The 22,946-nt window shown below is 43.3% G+C and carries 14 protein-coding genes; 6 read left to right on the top strand and 8 right to left on the bottom strand.

The genetic code is table 11. The annotated features are described in order from the left end of the window. Positions 1-269: 269 nt before the first annotated feature. The 3 genes from GO495_RS31150 to GO495_RS31160 form a co-directional block, all read right to left on the bottom strand. A complete protein-coding gene (locus GO495_RS31150) occupies positions 270-2,486 on the bottom strand; it encodes an alpha-N-acetylglucosaminidase (RefSeq protein ID WP_157303869.1) in 2,217 nt (738 codons plus the stop codon). A gap of 4 nt (positions 2,487-2,490) precedes the next feature. Then, complete coding sequence (locus GO495_RS31155) at positions 2,491-3,912, bottom strand: alpha-L-fucosidase (RefSeq protein WP_157303870.1); 1,422 nt, start codon at positions 3,910-3,912, stop codon at positions 2,491-2,493. 284 nt (positions 3,913-4,196) lie between these two features. Beyond that, positions 4,197-4,655: a hypothetical protein gene (locus GO495_RS31160; protein WP_157303871.1), complete on the bottom strand. Its 459-nt coding sequence runs from the start codon at positions 4,653-4,655 to the stop codon at positions 4,197-4,199. 422 nt (positions 4,656-5,077) lie between these two features. Here GO495_RS31160 and GO495_RS31165 point away from each other — a divergent pair, with 422 nt between their 5' ends. The 4 genes from GO495_RS31165 (at position 5,078) to GO495_RS31180 (ending at position 9,163) form a co-directional block, all read left to right on the top strand. Further along, entirely contained in the window at positions 5,078-5,731 is a 654-nt protein-coding gene (locus tag GO495_RS31165; RefSeq protein WP_157303872.1) for a DUF6266 family protein, read from the top strand. 118 nt (positions 5,732-5,849) lie between these two features. After that, positions 5,850-6,869: a sensor histidine kinase gene (locus GO495_RS31170; RefSeq protein WP_157303873.1), complete on the top strand. Its 1,020-nt coding sequence runs from the start codon at positions 5,850-5,852 to the stop codon at positions 6,867-6,869. Between the two features lie 3 nt (positions 6,870-6,872). After that, complete coding sequence (locus GO495_RS31175) at positions 6,873-7,580, top strand: LytR/AlgR family response regulator transcription factor (protein ID WP_157303874.1); 708 nt, start codon at positions 6,873-6,875, stop codon at positions 7,578-7,580. A gap of 86 nt (positions 7,581-7,666) precedes the next feature. Continuing rightward, positions 7,667-9,163: a hypothetical protein gene (locus GO495_RS31180; protein WP_157303875.1), complete on the top strand. Its 1,497-nt coding sequence runs from the start codon at positions 7,667-7,669 to the stop codon at positions 9,161-9,163. Positions 9,164-9,188: 25 nt separating this feature from the next. Here GO495_RS31180 and GO495_RS31185 read toward each other — a convergent pair whose 3' ends face one another. Together GO495_RS31185 and GO495_RS31190 are read right to left on the bottom strand one after the other, a co-directional pair. Beyond that, positions 9,189-12,866 (bottom strand): AAA family ATPase, encoded by a 3,678-nt coding sequence (locus tag GO495_RS31185; RefSeq protein WP_157303876.1) that lies wholly within the window; start codon positions 12,864-12,866, stop codon positions 9,189-9,191. Beyond that, positions 12,866-14,080: an exonuclease SbcCD subunit D C-terminal domain-containing protein gene (locus tag GO495_RS31190; RefSeq protein ID WP_157303877.1), complete on the bottom strand. Its 1,215-nt coding sequence runs from the start codon at positions 14,078-14,080 to the stop codon at positions 12,866-12,868. The genes GO495_RS31185 and GO495_RS31190 overlap by 1 nt, the downstream gene beginning before the upstream one ends. Positions 14,081-14,415: 335 nt before the next feature. Here GO495_RS31190 and GO495_RS31195 point away from each other — a divergent pair, with 335 nt between their 5' ends. Further along, positions 14,416-15,417 (top strand): polysaccharide deacetylase family protein, encoded by a 1,002-nt coding sequence (locus GO495_RS31195; protein ID WP_157303878.1) that lies wholly within the window; start codon positions 14,416-14,418, stop codon positions 15,415-15,417. 228 nt (positions 15,418-15,645) lie between these two features. Then, positions 15,646-20,118, top strand: coding sequence for a PKD domain-containing protein (locus tag GO495_RS31200; protein ID WP_157303879.1), 4,473 nt, complete (start codon positions 15,646-15,648; stop codon positions 20,116-20,118). Between the two features lie 59 nt (positions 20,119-20,177). Here GO495_RS31200 and GO495_RS31205 read toward each other — a convergent pair whose 3' ends face one another. The 3 genes from GO495_RS31205 to GO495_RS31215 are packed head-to-tail and all read right to left on the bottom strand — an operon-like array spanning position 20,178 to position 22,922. Beyond that, complete coding sequence (locus tag GO495_RS31205) at positions 20,178-21,380, bottom strand: acyltransferase family protein (protein WP_157303880.1); 1,203 nt, start codon at positions 21,378-21,380, stop codon at positions 20,178-20,180. Between the two features lie 23 nt (positions 21,381-21,403). Then, positions 21,404-22,195: a carboxylesterase family protein gene (locus GO495_RS31210; protein ID WP_157303881.1), complete on the bottom strand. Its 792-nt coding sequence runs from the start codon at positions 22,193-22,195 to the stop codon at positions 21,404-21,406. A gap of 22 nt (positions 22,196-22,217) precedes the next feature. Further along, positions 22,218-22,922, bottom strand: a complete 705-nt coding sequence (locus GO495_RS31215) for a TolC family protein (protein WP_157303882.1) — start codon at positions 22,920-22,922, stop codon at positions 22,218-22,220. Positions 22,923-22,946: the final 24 nt, after the last annotated feature.

Genomic DNA, 22,946 nt, shown 5'->3' on the forward strand with positions numbered 1-22,946 from the left:
TTAGGTGGCTGGAAAGGCTATCTCTCAGAACGTAAACCCGGCATCACTACCTTTTGGATGGGGCTGCAAAAATTTACTGCAGTCATGCAAGGCTGGATTCTTTTTAGAAATGTGTCCAGACGGTAGCTCTTAGAGCTAGTTTTGCATTTTAAGTGCCCAGAGCTGGAATCGAACCCTCACACCTTTACGCAACCATTTGGCAAACATAATGAAGACTCGATTCCCTTTCCTTCTTCCAAAAATCAGTACAAACTAATACATAACTACCTTTATTTATATGTCTCATGGACGATCGTCGTGTACTTCGCATATAGCGCCTTTGACAAAACAATTGCATCTCCCTGGGTTGTTACGGGATATAACTCCTTCGCATTCACCCATTTCCATTCCCAATTCTTTATCTGGTCATCAAAATAAGTATCATCTACCGGTTTTTTCTGGCGCATACAGTTGCCCACGTAAGCGAAATACTGCTGCCAGCGTGCCCTGTAGAAGTTTTTGAGTAAACCGGCCCACTGTCTGCTGGAATATTCATGTAAAGGGCTGTTCTTATCTCCCCAGAGGGTGATCAGATCACGGGCATTACGCTCATATAACGCTTTTTCGGCGGGCGTTGTTCCCCAGCCTTTAGCATCACTTAACCATCTGCCTAAAAGGAAATCCTTACGGGTAGCCAGTAATCTGTCCATATCATCCAATAAGGCAAGGAACTGCTGACTGTACTTCTTAAAGCTCACACTGTCATCGTTTTTATACGCCTTTGCTACCTGCTGTTGCAGGGAATCCGCATAGTTTGCCAGTACCTGGCGTGTAACATCCACTATATCATAGCGGAAGCCATCACTGTTTTTCAGGACATCGGCAGCCTTCTGCAGGTGGTCCCAGGCAGGGAGCATTTCACCGGGCGCATAATCAAGCTGTGTTTTTGTGCGGGTGGTAGATGTGTTAAAGGTAGGGCGACCGGTGAGTATACTTTCCGGGCCACCTTCTGTAAGGCCACCATTGTACACTGTTTTTCTCAGTACGTCCCAGGCCAGGTCCGCATCGGTGTTCTGCTTGCCGTAACGGCGCCGGGTGTAGTCTTTAAGCCATGTATCCAGGTTGATGGGTTGGTCCCTCCATACATTCTCCAGCATCAGGGCATACATCACGGGATTCTGCTCAATACCTTCCGGTGTAAGACCGATACCTATCATATTGCGGGCCGCAGGATTGTGCAATGCATTGGCCGGATCATTAGCCACATTATTCATTCTGCCATACATACTGATGTTACCGCCAAAGTTCAGCAGCATACACCAGATCCATTGTTTACCATAGTACCCATCAGTTTTAATCCACTGAGGGGAGTTTTCACTGTAGAGGTCCAGTACGATCATCTTATCATCCGGAGCTGCGGTGAACAGCGCCTTGATCTGTGCAGGATGCCAGAAGTCGCTCTGGTAGTGGAACATCCAGCCCTGCATTACCCATACGGCGGCAGTATCTGCTGCTGTCATAGACTGGTAGATCTTTTTACTGATATTATGTAAGTAAAGAGAATCGTTGGTCGGTGGCAGGTTCTCATTGAAGGTATCAGAAGAATAGAGATGGTCCGTACCGAAGGTGCGGATCTCCTCTTCCATAAATCTTTTACCTATCAATGTGAACATAGAATCTCCGGGATCGAGGATGTATACATCATCGAAACCAGCATCCCAGTTGGTCTTCTTTACTTTAGCGTTCGGGAATTTATCCTTGAAAGCGGAAGGTACGTGTCCTGTAAAAGCGGGTAGTACGGGTGTCATGCCTAATGATCTTTCTCTTTCCAGGATCTTCTTCTGCAATTCCTCATGACCTTTCATGAAAGACTGTGGCAGCGGACCGCCCCATCCATCAATGTTGCCCATCCAGAACCAGTTAAAATAACAGGGACCGCTAAAGAAGTTACTCAGGTCTTTATCTGTTAAACCTAATCCTTTGTATACCCTGTCCCAAACGGAGTTTTGTCCGGTTATTGCCAGTGGCATATTCACACCATTGAGCGCCATCCAGTCGATCTCCCATTGCCAGCGGTCCCAGTTCCACCAGCTCATGGTGTAGTTGAACGTACAATAGTTGAGGTAATAGCGGTATTGATAGGGAGTGGTTTTATGCACTTTTTCCTTTACGACAGGCAACGGAGATGGAAGGTTTAAGTTGGTGCCGTTCCAGCTGATATCGCAATGTGCATAGTTTTGCAGGTAGTAGTTGAGGGCGCTGGCGATGCTAAGCCCATTACTACCTTTCAGCAGGATCATTCCGTTTTTACTTTCCAGTTCAAATACATCTTTCCCTTTTTCCTGAGGAATAAAGCTGGTTTCAAAATGGACAGCATGTTCCTTCAGTACTCTCTTCACCAGGTCAGTGATTGCTTTTTTATCTGGTACTGCTGCTGAAGCTGTACCGGTAACAAATGCAAGCGCCAGGCTTCCGGCACAAAGGATTTTACGAAATGATAGTTGCATAACTCTAGGCTTCAGTATTAATCTTAAATGTTGCGATGTATTTCAGGCCGCTTTTCTCCTGTAATTCTTTTGGTACTTTGATGATCAGCTGACCATTGTTCAACGTCCATTTCAGTTTTGCCTTTGTACCTAACAGGGATACTGTTTTGATCTTCTTTACATCCTGTACAGGGAAAGCTACTTCAGTGGGCAGTTTCACGGTATCACTGTCAGACAGGAAGAAAGCATATACAGATGGCTGGTTCTTAGCTTTGGTAAAATAGATATTTTTATCAGAATACGGAGCTACCGGTACAGAACTGTGAATTCCTTCTCCGTTTATCTTCATCCAGTCACCGATATCCGCTAAACGCTTATAGGCTTCCGGAGCCCAGTCGCCTTTATCACTTGGTCCGATATTTAAGAGCAGGTTACCGCCTCTTGAAACGATTTTTACGAGTATCGTTAAGAGTTTCAGAGAAGGTTTGTACTGATCGCGGGAGCTGTAACTCCAGGAATCGCCCATGGTCATACAGGTTTCCCAGGGATAGGGCAGGGGCTTATCGGGGATGGATTGTTCCGGCGTGGTGTAGTTTTCAAATTCACCGGGAACGGTCCTGTCTACGACGATAAGTCCTGGCTGGTGCGTGCGGGCCATGCCCACGATTTTCTTCATGTCCAGGCTTTGTTTGCCATCGGGTCTTACCCAGCCGCCATCCAGCCAGAGGATATCGATGGAACCGTAGTCAGACATCAGTTCTTCTACCTGGTTATAGGTGTAGTCGTTGAATTTCTGCCAGCGTTCCGGGAATTTCTTCAGATCGTAGTTGATATTTTCATCTTTTGGCGGGTAGTAAGACCACCAGAAGTATTCACTGTGCCAGTCGGGTTTTGAAAAGTATGCCCCGATCATAAAGCTGTCTTTACGGAAAGCGCTGAAGATCTCTTTTGCCACATTGCTGCGTGGATTGGAAGAGAAGGGGGTATTAGGACTGGTGATCTTGTAGTCTGTTTGTTTGGTGTCGAACATACAGAAGCCGTCGTGATGTTTGGTAGTAAATACTACGTAGTTCATACCAGCGGCTTTTGCGGCTTTTGCCCATTTCTCCGGGTTGAAATCTACCGGGTTGAAGGAGTGCTGCAGGTTTTCGTACGCCTTTTTATATCCGAAGTAATCAGCACTGTAAGGGCCTTTACGCACTACCCAGTCGACCGGACAGATACTCCAGCTTTCCACTTCGTTCCAGATGGTATACGTACCCCAGTGCATGAAAAGACCGAATTTCTGGTCCTGCCATTTATCCAGTTTTCTGATTACGAGGGGATCTGTAGGCGACTGGTAATCTTTGGACATTTGATGCACGCCTTCATTTTCCTGCGCTATCGCAAATTTCACCGGTAATTGCAATGATAAAAGTACCGAACAAACGGCTAATGTTTTTCTCATATATGTACGACCTGTTTAAGTGCTGTAAGATCACTGAATTATTGCGTTTAAGGTATGCATATTTTACCTGATACGCATGTCCGTTTAACAGGGAGAATGTCCATCACCTGGGTTTTTCTATAAACAGGCGGCTCTGTCGGTGCAATAAAGTTGATGATAAATGTATTTATAACAGCTATAAGCCCCCTCTATATAAGGTGGGCTTGTAGGGGGCTTATAGGGGACTATGAGGGGGCTTATATGGGGCTTATACTACCTGATGAGTAGCTAAAAAGGCAGATAATTTATGGTACACGTACGTACATCTCTATAATTTCCCGATTAACCTGCAAGTCTTCTATCTTCTCAATTCCTTTCTGGATTAATGTATCGTGTTTTACCTGCAAATTGAAGGTAAAATCTTTGTCTTCCCATTCCCTGTAATTGCAATATGTCAGGTGTTCTGTGTAGGTTTCCCCATCTAATGTGTACGTACCACTTCCGGTATCATATACGGCTTTGGCAGAATCTTTACCATGTTGCAGGTCGTGTTTGAAGAAGGCAAAGTGGGTATTGTTTAAGATCTTGATCATTTCCTGACCTTCAACAGGGAAAGTAATAGTAGTATCTTTGCCTTTGATCATTTTGGCGGCGAACATACGCCAGGTACCATTTATGGGTGATGATTGTGAAACAGGAACGGTTGTTCTGGTACATGATGTGCAGGCTGCCAGAGCAAGAAAAATTAAAGCGTGTATTTTCATAGTGGAAGTTTGAATAAAAATAGTGAATGTCTTTCATATCTCCCGGAATCCATACTAAAGGTAAACCCAGGTTGGTGACAGCTCCGGAGAGTCTCTGAAAGTAGAACATACTTTGAACATAGCCTGGATATAGGTTGAACATACTTTGATGCTTCGGAGCGGAGATGACCAAAGTATATTCAACCTATGTTCAACGTATGGTCAATTCCATAACACTCCACGCAATCACTACTCAAACTAAAAATTCTGTTAAATGTTGGATCTGTGCAGATAAGTTACATGTATTGGTCGTAATTTCGCCATATGAATTGAAGGAAGGAAAGGACGCTTACCACTTGTTGAAAAACACCTCCACTTTGTCGCAATCAGCTACAGTTAACCCACGTAGCACACTTATTAGCAAAATTTAAAAACAACATTTAATGGCACGATTAATTAACGGCATTTTAGGCGGTTTTGTGGGCATAGTAGGCAACCTGGAAGGTTATATGCTCAATGGAAGACAGATTATCCGCAGCCGCCGTAAAAAGACCTCAAAACCACCTACAGAAAAGCAGTTGGCATGGAGGCAAAAAATGGTACAGACACACCAGTTTCTGGGTGCTTTTACAGATTTTGTAAAAGCAGGCTTTACTTATGCTACTACTGGTAAAGGTCTTACTCCATATGCAGCAGCAGTAGGTTACCAGTTGAAACATGTTTTTAGAGGTGAGTACCCTAATTATACAATAGATTATGCACAGGCGCGACTAACCGAAGGCCCAATAAACACGGAGGGTATTAACGCTGCAGTAACCATACAGGGTAACAAATTAATATTTACCTGGACACCTGACCTGAGTTATACGCACAGCAGTGATCGTGTAATGCTGCTCGGCTATTCACCTGTACTGAACGAAGCGGAGTATAAGCTATGTGGCGAAAAAAGAAGCACAGGTAGGGATGTGTTGATATTGTCAGATGAAACCTGGAAAGATAAAACAATAGAAACTTATCTGTCCTTTATTAGTGAAAATGGAATTACGTGTGCCAACAGTATTTATTTGGGTACTTTAACTTATTCCAACTCATCTTAATACTCCCGGTCCTTCGGGTAACATTCTTTTTGTCTCCGGAATATGGCATTACGTCGTACCTTTTTAACTTTCTGTCTATAATGCAGTTTTACTCTCAAAGACTGACTATTTTGCAGTCATGAAAACAAGGATATCCGTTATTCTTACTCATTTTCTTTTCCTTGCGGGATTTGTCAGCTTCCCGGTTTTCACAATACCTCCCCCGGGGGAGCGTATTAATTTAAATGCGGGAGAGTTCTCTCAGTCGCTGGTTTTGACGAATGTATTGGCTGCCGCAGGATATTATCTGAATTACTATTATTTCATCCCTGCATTTAATCTTAAAAGAAAGTATGTACACTATACCATTGCATTGTTGCTGACAGCCTTTATTTATCTTCTTATTCCTGCTGCATGTAATATTATTTTAAACAGGTTAGCACAGGGCTTTCACTTTATTGATTCATTGGTCATGCCTGTAGGGCCATTACTGATGCTCACGCTATCCTTTATGCTCTCTTATATTTTGCATAAGCATAATGAATGGAAGCAGTCGCAACGGGATAAAATGGAAATAGAAATGCAGAAAAATGCAGCGGAGATGATCTTACTTAAGAATCAGATCAATCCTCACTTTTTTTTCAATACTTTAAATGGCATCTATGCTTTGGCGATCCGGCAATCTGATAATACGGCACCTTCCATATTACAGCTATCCCAGATGATGCGATATGTGTTGTATGAAAGTGAAGGAGAAAAGGTATTGCTGGAAAAGGAAATTGCTTACATGCGTGGATATGTAAAGATGCAGCAGATGCGACTGGGAAGTAATAATAGTGTACACTTTGAAATAAATGGCGCCGCTACCGGATTAACGATTGTCCCATTATTAATGATACCATTTATCGAGAATAATTTCAAATATGGGATATCAGGTAACCAGGAAACCCGGATGAGCATTACTATTGACCTCTCCGGGCAAATACTTAGGTTCAGATCGGAAAATACGATTGTGCATCGTGATCAGGAGGATAATCATAAAGGGATAGGTATCAGTAACGTCAGGCGCCGCCTGGACCTGGCATATCACGACCGCCACGATCTGTCTATCAGCGAATTGCCGGATGAATTTGTTGTTCAACTGGAAATAAAACTCTAAACGATGTTACATTGTATTGCTATTGATGACGAACCGCTTTCTCTCGACATACTAAAGGCTTACAGTGAGCCCCTGAATAGTATAACATTGGCCGGTACCTTTACCAGTACTGCGCTGGCCAGAGAATACCTCGATAACAACATCGTAGACCTTATATTCCTGGATATCGAAATGGCCGATATTGACGGTTTGTCTTTTTACAGATCGCTTAATACAAAGCCTATGGTCATCTTTACCACAGCCTATAGTAATTACGCTGTTCAGGGCTTTGAGGTCGCAGCGCTGGACTACCTGTTAAAGCCAATCAGCACCGAGCGCTTTCTGCAGGCGACTCAGAAAGCCTGTCATTTTGTGGCTCTTCAGCAGCATATCACACATGCTAATACAGCTTTCCTTAGTGTCAGATCAGAATATCAGACTAAGAAGATCACGCTGTCTGAAATACTGTATATAGAAGGACTGAATAATCATGTAAAGATCTATACAGATAACTCTCCCAAACCTATCCTTTCAATGATGTCCATGAAGGAGGTCTTATCAAAGTTGTCAGACCGGAGATTCGCCAGGATACACCGGTCATATATTATTGACTTATCCAGGGTAACATCCTATAACAGCCGCTATATTTTCATAGAAAACAAGCAATTTCCTATCGGTGATACCTACCGCGATGTAACAAAACGCCTGTCTGACGGTTCTCCATTATTTTAGTCGGATTCTCCCCTTTATTTTTTAAGCGATGGCCTCATACTATAGATTTGTAAGGGGATTATAAAAGGGATTTTCGCTGATATACTATGAAATTTTTACTACGACTGTTGATTCTTATGTCATTTTATGAAGGATATGCCCAGCGTCCGTTACCACCGCCGGTTCAGGTGAACGGCATGCAGAAGATCCTGGTAGAAGAGAACAATAAAACGGGTACTAAGGATACCATTAAACAAGGAAGTTTTATAAAGTTATGGTTCCGGTCGGAAGAAAAAAGGGTGATGGAACAACCTTTGATAAGAAGTGATTTTAACCGTCATACTTACTATGTAGAATCTAACCTGGTAGCAATAACCGATAGCGCATTGATCTTTGTAAAACGACCACCTTTTATCCCTTTGCCAATTCCTCTACACCTGGGTTCATTAGACTTCGATACTGTTAAAATTGCAGATATAACATCGTTCAGGGCATTGAACAGAACTATAGATGGTGCCGTTAAAGGCGCCGTTATGATGCCAACAATGTCATTCATGCCGGAATACTTCACCTCTTTCCCCGGTATGCTCTTTATGATGCCATCCATGCAGATCGGGACTACTTTTTTTGGAGATGCTGTATTCCGGTTTCACAGGATGAACCGGCAACATCCACACTTCCGGCTGACGGTTGGAGAGATGCCTGCTGATTCTATGTATTATATTAAGAGAAGAAAACTACTGAATGAAAAAGATTACGAATGGGAGATTGAACGGTTGGAACGTTACGATAAGATGTACGACAGAATAAAACATGATCTTTCTGATCAGATACTGGATGAATTTGTAGGGAATCGTATCATTAGCGTGTCCCTTGGGTCTATGTTTGTTGCCGGATATGCCAAAGGGGCCCAGGATCTTAATACAAGAGTGAATATCTCTGAACGGAAATTCGTATTCGGTTTGTCTTCCGAGCATTTCATTTCACAAAGGCATCGTGTGGGGATAGAGATACAAATGAATAGAACCGAAAAGTTTACATCTTTAACATCAGGATCATCATCTATGCATATTACCGGAAGTACAGGCATGATCCTGTCAAACTTTGCCTATATAAAGTTTGGTTTGGGTGGCCTTTACAACGAGCGTTACAAGGGCAGACTAAGGGCGCAGATCGCTGCATTGGATGCAGACATAGTCAGTGAAGCAGATGACGAGAATATTGGTTTTATCCGGTCAAAAAGGGCATTTCTCAGAACAAAGCTAACCGCCGAACCCAAACCATATTTCATGTTCGGGGCAGGTGCCGTGAATACGACACTGATCCGGTTCAAGGGGAGTATGAGTAGCGGTATGAATACGACCGATTATTCACAACAAAAGTTTTCCCTTGAGGCCGGGCCGGGAATCTTTTCCAGACTGGGCCGCCGGCTCACCTATGATATGTCAGTAAAGTACCTGTGGAGTCCTGATTATACACCTTCAATAGGTGGTTTGACAAGTTACAGCGGTGTAAGATTGCAGTTTAATGTTGGATACATGGTAGGCGCCAGTTTTGTACGAATGAGAAGACAGTTGAGAGCCATATCAACGAACAGGGAATAGGATACGGCAAAGCCGCACTTCTCTTTTATCTCAATGCACTTAATTCCTCAGGCCTTGATATGATCTTTATGTCACTCCATCCTCCTGACTGCTTACTGAGCTGTATCTGTGTGACAATCCTTTCTTTCAGGGCTTCCACGTGCGAGATAATACCGATCGTTTTCCCGTTTGCCTGTAAGTTTTCCAGTGCGGAAATGGCGATGTCCAATGTATCTGCGTCCAGTGTACCGAAACCTTCGTCAATAAAGAGAGAGTTGATCTGTACTTTATGACTGGCCAGATCGGACAGGCCAAGGGCCAGCGCTAAACTGACGAGAAAGCTCTCACCACCGGAGAGGGTAGCCATGGGGCGTACCACATCTGCCTGGTAACTGTCAACGATCAGTAACTCAAGATCATTTTCTTTGCTTTTGAGAATGGTGTAACGGTCACTGAATTTATTCAAGTGCCTGTTGGCAAGGTCTGTGAGACGGGCCAGGGTAAGTCCCTGGGCGAAACGCCTGAATTTCTTACCATCCGCAGAGCCGATGAGGTTCGATAACTTTAACCAGCGGTCGAATTCCTTTTTCCGGATATCCAGTTGGGCTGTTATCTCTGCTGACTTCTTCCTGAGTTCATCATCCTTATCCAGGATCTGTTTTAACTTTCCTATCTGCTGGTTCAATTCGCTGATGGCTGCGTTGGCAGTTTCCAGCTGAGGGATTAAAACCGTTTCATCTTCAGTAGTTAATGCTTTAGCCAGTTCTTTTTCACGTACAGCTTCAGTATTGATCAGCAATTGTTGTAATAAGGCGATTCCTGACGTTATTTCTTTCTCCAGCTTGTTTATCCTGTTATGTTCATTTTCATCGAGAAATAGCGCTTTTAAAGCCGGAATGGAATCAAATCCCTGCTTACTGATAGCTGTTAATAGTTGGTTTGTTAATTGTTGCCGGGTTGATTGATAACTTTCCAGGTCTTTGCCAAGCTGGACTATTTTTTCCGTTGTTATGTTCAGCTTTTCCCTTTCGGTTTGTTGTGTTTGCTGAGCTTTATCTTTTTTATCCCTGTTGTTTTGAAGGGTATTGTTCAGTATTGTTCTTTCCTTACCGGGATCTTTATCTGCAAAGAGTGCAAACCTTTCGTCCTTCAGCGTTTTTAACTTTGCTGCTTCCTGTTTCCATTCTGTTTCACGGGCGGTTTGTTCTATTGTTTTTTCAGTTAATGAGCGGGTAATGTTTGACAATGTATTTTCTGCCTGGATACGATCCAGCTTAAGCTGCTGTTGTTCTTTAGCTGATTGATCGTACTTTTCCCATCTTTGGGAAAGAGTCGTTTCAATGGCATTTATCCGGTTAAACTCAAAGTTGATCTGATAAGGGTTCAGCAGGGCAGTGATATTCTCAGTGAGCGTTGTTTGTTTTAATGAGTGCTGTTGGAGTTGAAAAGTGCTTCTCTCTATAGATTCAGAAAGGGCATCAATTCTTTCCTGGTAACGGGCTTTTGTTCCCTGTTCTGTAGCGAATGACTGCATGAGAGTCGCCAGGTTATCCTGTTCATCGCGGACCAGTTGTCTGGTTTCTCTGATTTTCAGGATATCCGCCTGTAAGGAACTATAGTACTGCCTGCGGGTTTGGATAGTCTGAATGAGATGTGAACTAAGCGCAGGGGCTGTTATATCCAGTGCCCCCGGATTGTTATGATTGAACTCATTGACTGTTTCCCGGGATGCAGTAATAAGTTTTGCAAGTTCGTCTTTGCTGGTCTGAATTTTAACCTGTAATGTGTTTAATCCGATGTTACTTTTATTATACTGTTCTGTAAGACTCAGTACATGCTGTTGTTGCTTGTTCCTTCTTTCTTCTGCTTCGCTCAGTTTGTTTGTATAGTTCCCTTCGGCATAAGGATGATGAATAGCGCCACAAAGGGGGCAGGGTTGCGCGGGTTTCAGTTGTAACCTGTCTGCTTCGTATTTCTGGGTTCGCTGTTCCAGTTCTACTAATTGCCGTAAGTCTGAGAGTTGTGTTTCTGCTTCCGTTTTTTCCTTGCTGAGAAGAACAAAGGCTGTTTGCTTCTCTGTATAATTATTTTCAAGATTGACAATGCTTTCTTCCAGTGTTCGTCTTTGCGCTTTGTTGTTGTCGAAAGCTATTGCAAGTCTGTATTTGTTCTCAAGGTTGTTTATTTCAACAGGCAACTGACCGGCTGTTTGTTCCAGTTCTTCCAGCGTCTTACCGGAAAAGTCATTGACCAATCCTTTATTTAACTGGCTGATATAAATTTCCTTTACATCAATCTCTCCCTGAAGTTTAATGATTTTTTTCTCTACTTCTGCGAGAAATGCATGCCCCTTGGCTTTATTTGTTTGAAATTCAGCTAACTCTGTGTTTACATTTGTAATTGCCTGTAAGGTATCGCTGAGTTCCTTATGGTATTGTTTTAAAGCAATTAACTGTTTTTCCAGTGTTATATCCTGCTGATGTGCTGCCAGCCATGTATCTAAAACCTGTATGCGTGCCTGCTTCTGTTGCAGGTCATTGTTCCTTTGTTCTTTGTCAGTATGCAGGTCCTTTACAATAGTTACCAGTTGCTGATATTGTATATTGTATTTCTCTTCCTGCTGAGTGCTGTGTTTAATATTGGCATCCAGTGTTAATACTCTTTCCAATACAGGTTCCAGTGCTGATAAACGCTGCTGGACACTGGTAACGGACAATTCAGCCGCAGAGAGGTTTTCTGTAGCTGTTTGTACGGCTGCTTTATAACCGGGTAACAGACCCTGTTGTGTGGTGAGGGCCTGCGTAGTCTTATCTAACTGGTGGGTAATACCTTCTAATTCTACCAGGGCAGGTTTGAAGTTTACGGCTTTTTCATGTTGCCTTAGTCGTTCGAAATCTGCCTGATGTGCTGTTTGTAAGGTGTTTTTCTCAGTGAGTTCGTTAGTGTATTGCGCCTTTTCTGTTTCCAGTTTTGCAATACTTCGAAGCCAGTTGATCTTATCCGTCAGAGAGGCTTGTTCTGTTTTTAAAGTCGTTTCACTTTTGCGTTGTTCCTCCAGATTTTCAAGATGTATATTTCTTTCTTCGGTTGTCAGTAAATCAACGCCTTCCAATTGCAGACGAAGGGTATTTAATTTGTTGCTCTCTTCCTTTTGTTTTTCGAAAACGAATATGGAGATCTTTGTGTAGATCCCGGTATCTGTTACCTTTTCCAGTAGTTCGCTTCGTTCGTTATCACTTGCTTTCAGGAACATGGTAAAGTCGCCCTGGCATAGTATTACGGAGCGGATAAACTGGTTATAATCGAGTCCGCACAATTCTTTGATCTCCTGTTTCACGGAACCGGTAGTATGACCACCCAGGAATGTACCTGTCGCCACTTCTGAGAGTTCCATCTTTTCCGGCTGTATTTTACCACTCACATTACCACGGCTACGTTTGAGCGACCATTTAGCGCGGTATGCTTTCTCATTTACTTCGAATTCCACTTCGGAATAAGATTCAGCGGTATGCCGGGACATGATCTCTTCCACATCACTTTCGTGACGGTGTACCTTTCCATATAATGCGACTGTGATAGCATCCAGGATAGTGGTTTTGCCGGCACCGGTAGGCCCGGTAATAGCAAATAATCCTATTTCTGTAAAAGGAGGAGCATCGAAACGGATTTCATGTACACCTTTCAGTGAATTGAGATTCTGGAACTTTACACTTAATATCTTCATCAGTCTTCCTTTTGTATCATATACTCCAATACTTCTTCATATGTGCTTAGCAGTTCGCTGTAGTCTTCTTCTCCAAATTCAGCCTGGCATCGTTTCAGGAATACTTCTTTGGGATTGAGATCTGCCAGTTGTAGTGCTTCATCTGTATGTTGTTCCAGTGTTTCTGTGGAATGTTTCTTTATCTGACGAATGAAAAAACGCTCTATAAAATCGTGACTATGTTCTTTGAGTTGCTCTTCCAGATCGGGCATGTAAGCATCTGTTTCCAGCTGTATTTCAACCCAGGCAGGATAAGTAAAACCGGGATCTGTGATTTTCCTCAGTTTGGTGATCACTGTATCAAGATCGCCTTTAATGCGGATCAGTTTGCGGGTGCCGGGTACTTCGTATTCTTCTATCTTCAGTAATGCTCCTTTGACAAATTCCAGGATGATGACCTGTTTCGTGTTATCGGATTCTGAAAAGCTAAGTGGGATCGGAGAACCGGAATAGCGGATATGCGCCAGTTTATTCACCATCTGTGGGCGGTGAATATGTCCGAGTGCGATATAATCAAATTCCCGGGGGAAGAGATCGCCGGCTACCTGTCCGAGGTTGCCTACGTGAATTTCCTTTTCACTATCGGAAGTGCTGGAGCCCGCAGCAAAAAGGTGTCCCGTAGCAATGACAGGAATACCAGCTGCTTTATAGGCAGCAATATGTTCTATGAAACGGTTGTAGTGGTTGTAAATACCCTGTTTGATGCGTATTTCCCGCTCTTCGCCTGTTTCACCCGGGACAGACAAACGGATGTCTTTATCGCGGAGAAAAGGAACGGCACAGATGACGAGCGCCGTTTCCCCGTTTGTATCCCGGACAGGAATGATTTGTTCTGTAAATTCTTCGGGCACACCACCAATGATGTGTACGTTAAAATATTTCAGCAGTACCCTGGGCGCATTGAGTGTGCTGATGGAATCGTGGTTCCCTCCGATGATAATCACTTCGCGGCAACAGGTATCCTTTACTTTCCGGAGGAAGCTGTAGTATTGTTCCAGTGCTGTATTGGAAGGACTGCCACTATCAAAGATATCTCCGGCAATGATCAGTACATCGATTTGTTGTTCATCCAGTATGCGTATGAGCCAGTCGAGGTAATCCTGGTGTTCTTCAGTACGCTCGTATTGTTCCAGTCTTTTCCCCAGGTGCCAGTCCGCAGTATGTAATATTTTCATCTTGTCTGAATTCAAAAGGATAACGAATTTCTTATAAAAAAACCATATCGCTTAAAAAATGTTACGTTTTGCTAACAGCAGGTAGTGACTCAATTTGATTACATAATCTTCGCGCCAGATGTTATTGCTCATAAATACACCTTATTTGACATGAATTTTAGGTGAAGTTAAATTGAAATACAAATCCTGAACCCATATTCCAAAGCTACATCAGAGAACTAAACAGTCAGATGCAGTGTATTTATAAGCAATAACATCTGCCAGATAATATTTAAACTGAGTTTAACGACATTGATATATTTCATTACCTTTAACAGGACTTACCCTTCCTATATATGAGTCTTGCGAAAAATGCTTTCTACAGTGCTGTGCAACTATTACCTATAAAAATGTTGCAGAACGGGGGTTTACTACTTCCATATCATCACCTTGTCAGCAATAAGGACGTACCTCATATCAAACATCTCTATCCTTTTAAAAACATCCGTGCTTTTGAACAGGACCTGGATTATTTACTCAAACATTTCACACCGGTTACGTTACAGGATGTCATTGCTGCTGTTAAATCCGGACAGCCTTTACCGGCAAGGTCTTTCCTGATTACATTTGATGACGGGCTGCGTGAGATTACAGAAAACATAGCACCGCTGTTATTAAAGAAAGGCGTACCAGCTGCATTTTTTCTGAACAGCGCATTCCTGGATAACAAAGAACTGTTTTACAAATTCAAAATAAGCCTGATCACAGAGGCCATACAAACTGGAGAACATAGTGCTGCCGCACTGGCAAAACTCAGCACTGTACTGGGAAATCCCTCCGAACTGGTTCCTGCTGTAAAAAAGATCTCTTATCATAACAGGCAGCTGGCAGAAGAAGCAGGAGTTGCACTGGGATTGTCCTTTACAGATTATCTGCAGCAGCAACGTCCGTTCATGACGTTGGAGGAAGTAGGGAAGCTGGTGCGGCAGGGGTTTGCCATAGGGGGGCATAGCGTGGACCACCCTTATTACAGTCAGCTTACACTGGAAGAGCAACTGGCACAGACAAGAGACTCCGTTAACTTTTTAACCGGACATTTTCATTTACCATATCGTGCTTTCGCATTTCCTCATACCGATGCAGGCGTAAGCCGTACTTTTTTCGATACCATATTAGAAGGACCGGATCCAATAGATGTAATTTTTGGCACTGCAAACCACAAACAGGATATTTCACCACGCATATTGCACCGTTTCAACTGCGAACGTCCTGCAATATCAATCGGTGCAGCAGTTAAAGGAATATTGTTATATAACCGTTTGCAGGAGCTAAGGAACAAACAAGTAATAGTAAGATAATATTAGAATTCTCTTTTTTAACTGATTATAGCGCGCAACATATTTTTGGTCAATTCAATATATATTATTAAATTCAATGGATTATTTAATATTTTATATTTGTTTTTTTTATTAAAAAAGAAATATCTATACTACTTTTGCCAGGGACGACAAGAAGACAAAATCAGGACATTAAGAATTACGAAAAAATTAGGCTATTGTAAAACGCTACTAAAATTTTAACCAGCATTGAGAAACCAAACTATTGCAAGGCTACTTATATGTGCCTGCCTCCTGATGTGTCTGCTTACTCCATATCAAAGCAGAGCCCAGGGAGACCAAACTAAGATTACCGTAAACCTGGCCACCGGCGTAACCACCGGGGCATGGTTACACCTACCGGATGATTACAGCACCACATCTACCAGTTACCCACTCATTATTTTCCTGCATGGAGTAGGAGAAGGTGGTACAGATCTGAATGTTGTATTGTCTCACGGTCTGCCTAAAATTATCGCGAACGGTGCAAAGATGCAGTTCACCGTTGGCGGAAAATTATTCAAATTCATTACTGTTTCACCTCAAATCCCTAATGGCTGGGCCAGTGAAACTATGATCCAAAATGTACTGAATGATATCAAATCCAGGTATCGTATTGATGCATCACGTATTTATCTCACAGGATTAAGTGCCGGTGGGTATGGCACATTGAACTATGTAGCCTCAGGCGCTACTTACGCTAATAACCTTGCGGCGATTGTACCGGTATCTACCGCCGCCATTGATGCCAGCAAAGTTGCTGGCCTTTGCAATGTAGCCAGCGGCAGTATTGGATCCTGGTTCCTTTGCGGAGACAACGACAGTTTCATTGACAATCAGATAACTTATGTTGCTGACATCAATAAATGCGGTCCTAAATACCCTGCTATTGCCACTACCTATGCAGGTGGAACACATAGCGATAACGTATGGGACAAAGCATATGATGCCACGCATGCTTATCAATCCCCCAATATTTATGAATGGATGCTGCAGTACAGCAGGGCCAGTGCCGGTAATACAATTGCTGCACCTGTGGCTGTTGCTACTGCCAGCAATATTACGCTTCCTGTAAGCAGCACTACCCTGAATGGTTCCGGTTCTACTGCATCCGGCAGTACTATTGCCAGTTATGCATGGAGCCAGGTATCAGGGCCTTCTACAGCCACTTTCAACAATACTACTGCGGCAAGTGTTACTGTCAGTAATCTCATAGCAGGTACTTATGTGTTTAGTCTCACAGTGAAGAATACTGCGGGCACCTCCGCCAGTACACAGGTGAGTGTAGTCGTTTCTCCTGCAGTAACGATTGCTGCACCTGTTGTGAATATATTAAACACCAGTATTGCGATCAAACTACCGGTAAACAGTACAACACTGGATGGTTCTGGTTCTACCGTATCCGGCAGTACTATTGCCAGTTATACATGGAGCCAGGTATCAGGGCCTTCTACAGCCACTTTGAGCAGTACCAGTACAGCAATTATCACTGCCAGTAACCTGGTAGCGGGTACTTATGTATTCAACCTCACCGTGAAAAGTGCGGCGGGTGGTACAAGCAGCAAACAGGCCACTGTAACGGTAGCTGCTGCAACAACGACCACAACGCCGGCTACAACAACAACATGCAGCTTCTGTAAATTCCTGATCAAACCAGGTACTGATGGTGGTGCATACATCAACGGCGCTACCATGACGGTGCAACCGGGTGATACTGTTTGTATACAGGCGGGTAACTATTCCTACATGCAGTTCTTCAATTTTACCGGTACAGCGGCCAAACCAATTGTGTTCATCAATTGCGGCGGACAGGTGAAAATAGGGAACGGTGGTAGTTATGGTTTCATCTTCAATAATGTGAAATACTTCAAGGTTACCGGTTCCGGTAGCAGCGACAAATATGGTTTCAGTATTAACGGTGTTACTAAGAGACTGAATGTGGGTGTTGCGATGGGTAAGGGATGTACCGATTACGAAGCGGACAGAATGGAAATAACAGGCAGCGAAGTTGGGATGATGGCGAAAGTGAATCCAGATTGTGAAACCGCTAACCAGTATCCTTATTTTGCTATCCGTAATGTAAAATTACATGACCTCTATATTCATGATGTATCAGGAGAAGGTATGTATATCGGGAATACTGCTCCCAATGGTACAGAAGTGACCTGCGCAGATGGTACCGTGAAGAATGTACTGCCTCCCCGCATCTATGGCCTCAGAATCTACAATGTAATTACTGCCAATACCGGATGGGATGGCATACAGGTAGCTTCTGCCCCACAGGATGTAGAGATTCATGATAACAAAGTATCCAACTATGGTACCACCAATATGGGCAGCCAGCAGGCCGGGATCATCCTGGGTGGGGAAACCAATGGTAAGGTATATAATAACACCGTAATTAAAGGAACAGGTAATGGTATCGAGGTATTCGGTATCGGCCTTTGTTATGTATATAATAATATAGTGAGTGATGCAGGATGGGATGGTTCAACTGCCAGACAGGATGCTATATTTATAGATGACAGACCAACCCAGAATAACTATGTGCCATTGCAGGTATATGGTTTCAATAACACTGTTTATAATTCAGGAAGAGATGCTATCCGTTTCCAGAACAGCTATGGAACAGTCGCTAAGGGCAACCTGTTTTATAACAACCTGCTGGTAACACCAGGATCGTTATCAACAAGAGGCACGCTTTCTTATCTGTCTTTCGATGCGGGTATGGATTACCTTTCTGTAAACAACCTTAATTATTCAGATGTCAGCACCGTTAAATTTGCAGACGCTGCAAATAAGAACTTCCACCTGGCTTTAGGATCTCCTGCAATAGACAAGGGGAAGGACCTGAGTGCTTATTTCAAGTACGACATCGATAATGAAGCAAGACCACAGGGAGCAGGATACGATGTTGGTGCGGATGAATATTCTTCCGGTACCGTAACGAATGTTGCTCCGGTAGCTAACGCAGGTAGTGATCTGACAATCACCTTACCCGTTGCGACAGCTACGCTGAATGGTTCCGGTTCCAGTGATCCTGATGGTACGATTGCTTCCTATGCCTGGACACAGGTATCCGGACCAGCAACTGCTACCATTACTACAGCTATTATAGCTCAACCAACTATCAGCAAACTGGTGACTGCAGGCTCTTATGTTTTTAAACTCACTGTTACAGATAATAAGGGTGCTACCGCTACAGACCAGGTAACTGTTACTGTAAAAGCTGCTACTGTTGTTACTAACCAGCCACCGGTTGCGAGTGCGGGCAGTAATATCACCATCACTTTACCAACTTCCCAGGCTACTTTAAACGGTTCCGCTACAGATGCAGACGGTACCATTGCTTCATACGCCTGGACACAGTCGTCGGGCCCGGTGACGTCAACGATTACTTCTGCTACTATTGCCAAACCGACCGTGAGTAAGCTGACTACAGCAGGTACTTATGTATTCAGACTGATCGTTGCGGATGATAAAGGCGCTAAAGACACTGCACAGGTAAGTGTGATTGTAAAATCGGCTACAGCTGTCAACCAGGCTCCGGTTGCGAGTGCGGGTAGTAATATCACCATCACTTTACCAACTTCCCAGGCTACTTTAAACGGTTCCGCTACAGATGCAGACGGTACCATTGCTTCATACGCCTGGACGCAATCGTCCGGCCCGGTGACGTCAACGATTACCACTGCCACTATTGCCAAACCTACCGTGAGTAAGCTGACTACAGCAGGTACTTATGTATTCAGACTGATCGTTGCCGATGATAAGGGCGCTAAAGACACTGCGCAGGTAAGCGTTATTGTAAAAGCGGCTGTAGTTTCTACGACCAATAAGCCACCGGTAGCTAATGCCGGCACAGATGTTACCATTACCCAGCCTCAGAACAATTCCAATGCAACCGGAATCGCTTCTGCTGACAGTGATGGCACAATAGTAAGTTACAAATGGACGCAGGTTTCAGGACCTTCTACCGCTTCCATTGTAACCCCCGCTGCGATGGCTACCGACCTGAACCAGTTAACGACCGTAGGTACATATGTGTTCCGGTTAACGGTGACAGATAATGCTGGTGCTGCATCTACAGATGATAAATCGATTATCGTAAAACCTAATCCGGCCAATGTACTGGTGGCGAATGCAGGAGCTGATCAGACGATCAATTATCCCGGTACTAACCTGGTAACACTGGATGGCACTGCCTCTTATGCTACAGGAGGATATGTATCTGCATACTCATGGACACTGGTAAGCGGGCCTTCAGGCTCAAGCATCCTGAATCCGGCAGCACAGCAACCTGTTGTTACATTTTCGGCAGCCGGCACTTATGTGTTCCGCTTAACAGTAACCGATACTTATGGCAATACAGCCACAGATGATGTTACTATCACGGTGGGTAGTAAAACCAGTCTTATTGATGGAACAGCGACAAGTTTACAGGTTTATCCAAATCCTGCAACTACTGTATTGCATGTAAGACTGACATTGTTACAAACAAGCAGGATTGTAATTAAGATTTATACCAGCACTGGTGTAGTAAGAGGCATTTATGATCTTGGTACCGTATCAACAGTTTCCAAGGACATAGATGTTAGCGGCTTTACTTCCGGTATTTATATTTTGCAGATCTCTGACGGACAAACTATGAATCTGTCCAGTAAATTTATGACGACCAATTAATAACCTATGCTACCCGAAAGATCCGCCGGGGTTACCCGGCTGGATCACTTTCGGAATAATCAGGAGGCTGTCCCCGGTAAAGGGGGCAGCCTTTTTTCTGTAACATAAGTTTGTATGGCAGAGTACCTGGTTTTTATTTTCAGGAAGTGTTTTTCATACAGTTCGTATGACAGATATGCTACGCCGCAGGTAGTGATCAGGCCCGTAAGCGGATACAATATTTCATATACCGGTACATTCGGCGTATGACCAAATACCTTCATGAAAACCATCAGCAATAACTGGCAAACGGGGGAATGAAAAAGGTAAATACCGTAGGAAACCTTTCCCAATACTTTGAGCAGAGGATATTCCAGGTTAAGTATACTATTAGGTGCCACCGCCATCAGCATCAGGTAGCCGAAAAGCGCTGCGTGGATAAAATGATCATAATAGTATTTACTGAGAATGGGTATTTTGATAACAGATAACATTACCAGGACGGTAATGATCAGCATGCACCATTGTATACCCGGCTTCAGGATAGCGTCAAATAATTTGCTGTAAGATTCCTTGTTGAACAACAGGTATGCAGCAAACATTCCCATCCCGAACAATTCCAGTTTATCAAACAGCAATACATAATTAATTCCAAACAGTTGCAGTACTGTAAATTTCCCGGGAAAGAGATAAGGAAGTACCAGGCACAATGTCTTGCACAGGAAGCCTATACTCAGCATTACCAGGAACAACAGCTTTAGCCTTTTCCTGAACAATACCAGCAACAATGGCCATATCAGGTAAAATTGTTCCTCTATACAAACAGACCATGTTATTTCAAGGATCCCTTTATTATAGGGGAAAAATGCCAGCTGGATATTTACCGCAAATAGTAAGAGAAACAGCAGGTTAGTAAGGATGGTATGACTATCACCCTGTGTCGCGATCCCCAGTTTATGCATAATAAAAGGAGAGAGGGCCGTCAGCACAATACCATAGGCAAAATACAACGGCCATATTCTCAACATTCTCCTGATATAAAAATTCTTGAAATTAATACTCCCCGTTTGCGCGTTCTCTTTCATCAGCAGATAACTGATCAGGAACCCGCTGAGTACAAAGAAAAGATTAACACCAATGCGACCGGCGTCTTCCAGTATATGACTCAATATATGCCAGGAAGATACGCCGTTTTCAACTTTGAAATACTGCATATGATGGAACACCACGAGGAAGGCCGCGAGGAATCTTATGGCATCTAAGTTTTTAAAATGTACTCTCATTCGGGGAAGTGTAAAAATTAATATTATTTTTTATACTGTAGCATCCATTCATAGATGTTCATACCATATTTCCTATACGCTGTATCATATTGTTCTTTCCAGGTGCGATGTGCAAAGCCCTCCAATATTGTCACTTTAGCCAGGTTAGGCTTGTATGTGTTGGTGCTGTCTTTGTAGCGTTCACAATTTTCCAGGAAATGCAGTTCTTCTGTACCAGCCAGATACCAGCAGGGAATATTGGCATCAGCGACCAGTTTGAACTGTGTAAGATTTTTATCGTCAATAGATGCAACTGACATCGGCACTGCTGCAGCGAAACGGGCGGAAAGGGCAGCGTTATCAGTGATCGCCATTACACTTGCCCAGCCACCTGCACTGTAGCCTGTCAGATAAATGCGGGAACGATCTATACGGTAACGTTTCTCTACATCGTCCAGCATCCGTTTGATCTCATCCGGTTTTAATCCCCAGTTCGGAGCCTGGGGAGCCACTACTATAAACTTGTATAATTTACCATCTACCGGGTTTACGGCCTGGATTTTCTCACCATTGTTAATCCAATAGGGGATACCTTCCAATAGTAACTTTTGCAGGTTGTTACCCGATTTACTTTTCCCATGCAGGAAAATGATCAAAGGGTACTCTTTTTTTGTTTTTGTGTATTCATCAGGCAGGGCAAGCAAAGCATGAACTTTACCCCATGATGTAACGTTTACCATAATGCTGTCCATGTGTCGTTGAGCAGATGCAGCCGAAGGGATATGCAGCCACCAGATAAAAAGCAGTATAAAAAAAGCACGAATAGTTTTCAACATGATAATCAATTAGTCTTTAAAATTACTGGGCTATTACATCCTCCAGTCTTACCCCAATAATCTCCTCTATTTCAAGTTTGACATTACTTAAATCTCTTTCCAGTGACAGCTTCTTGTTTCTGTCGTCGTTATAACGCTGGGAAGTGGTAGTATACGATTCGTAAGAAATACTACCGCTTGCCAGTTTGGTTTCTGCCGTCTGAAAAGCAGTGTAATCATCTTCAGTGACCTCGTTCTGTAAAGTCAGCATTTCTTTGGTCATCAGGTAATCATGGTATTTGGAGAGTACCATTGCTTTCACCTGGCGTTTTGCTACTTCCTGTTCTGCCGTAGCAATGTCCACATTTTTGCGGGCAATTTTGACATCATTGGCTTTACCTGTCAGGGAACCTAAGGGTACATTGATACCCACGTTCCACAGCGGATAATAGATCTGGTTACGGATGTCGGTAGTGTTGGTGCTTTTGTATGTTTTCAGCGTTACTTCATTGAGGTTGGCGCTTACTGTTACATAGTTGAGCCAGTTAGCACCTGACTTGTGCAGTTCTGATACGGTTTTGTCTTTTTCGTAATCTCTTATTTTTATGGAAGGATTACTGTATGCGAGTTGTACCAGTTTGTTCTGGATATCCTCTTGTGTAGCATCTTTGACCGGTTTAACTGTTTGTGCCTTCAGTCCTAAGGCAGCAATAATCAGCAGAGATGAGAAAATCACGTTCTTTTTCATGTTGTTGTTTTTTAATCTTTTAGC

Source organism: Chitinophaga oryziterrae (assembly GCF_009758125.1).
GTDB lineage: Bacteria > Bacteroidota > Bacteroidia > Chitinophagales > Chitinophagaceae > Chitinophaga > Chitinophaga oryziterrae.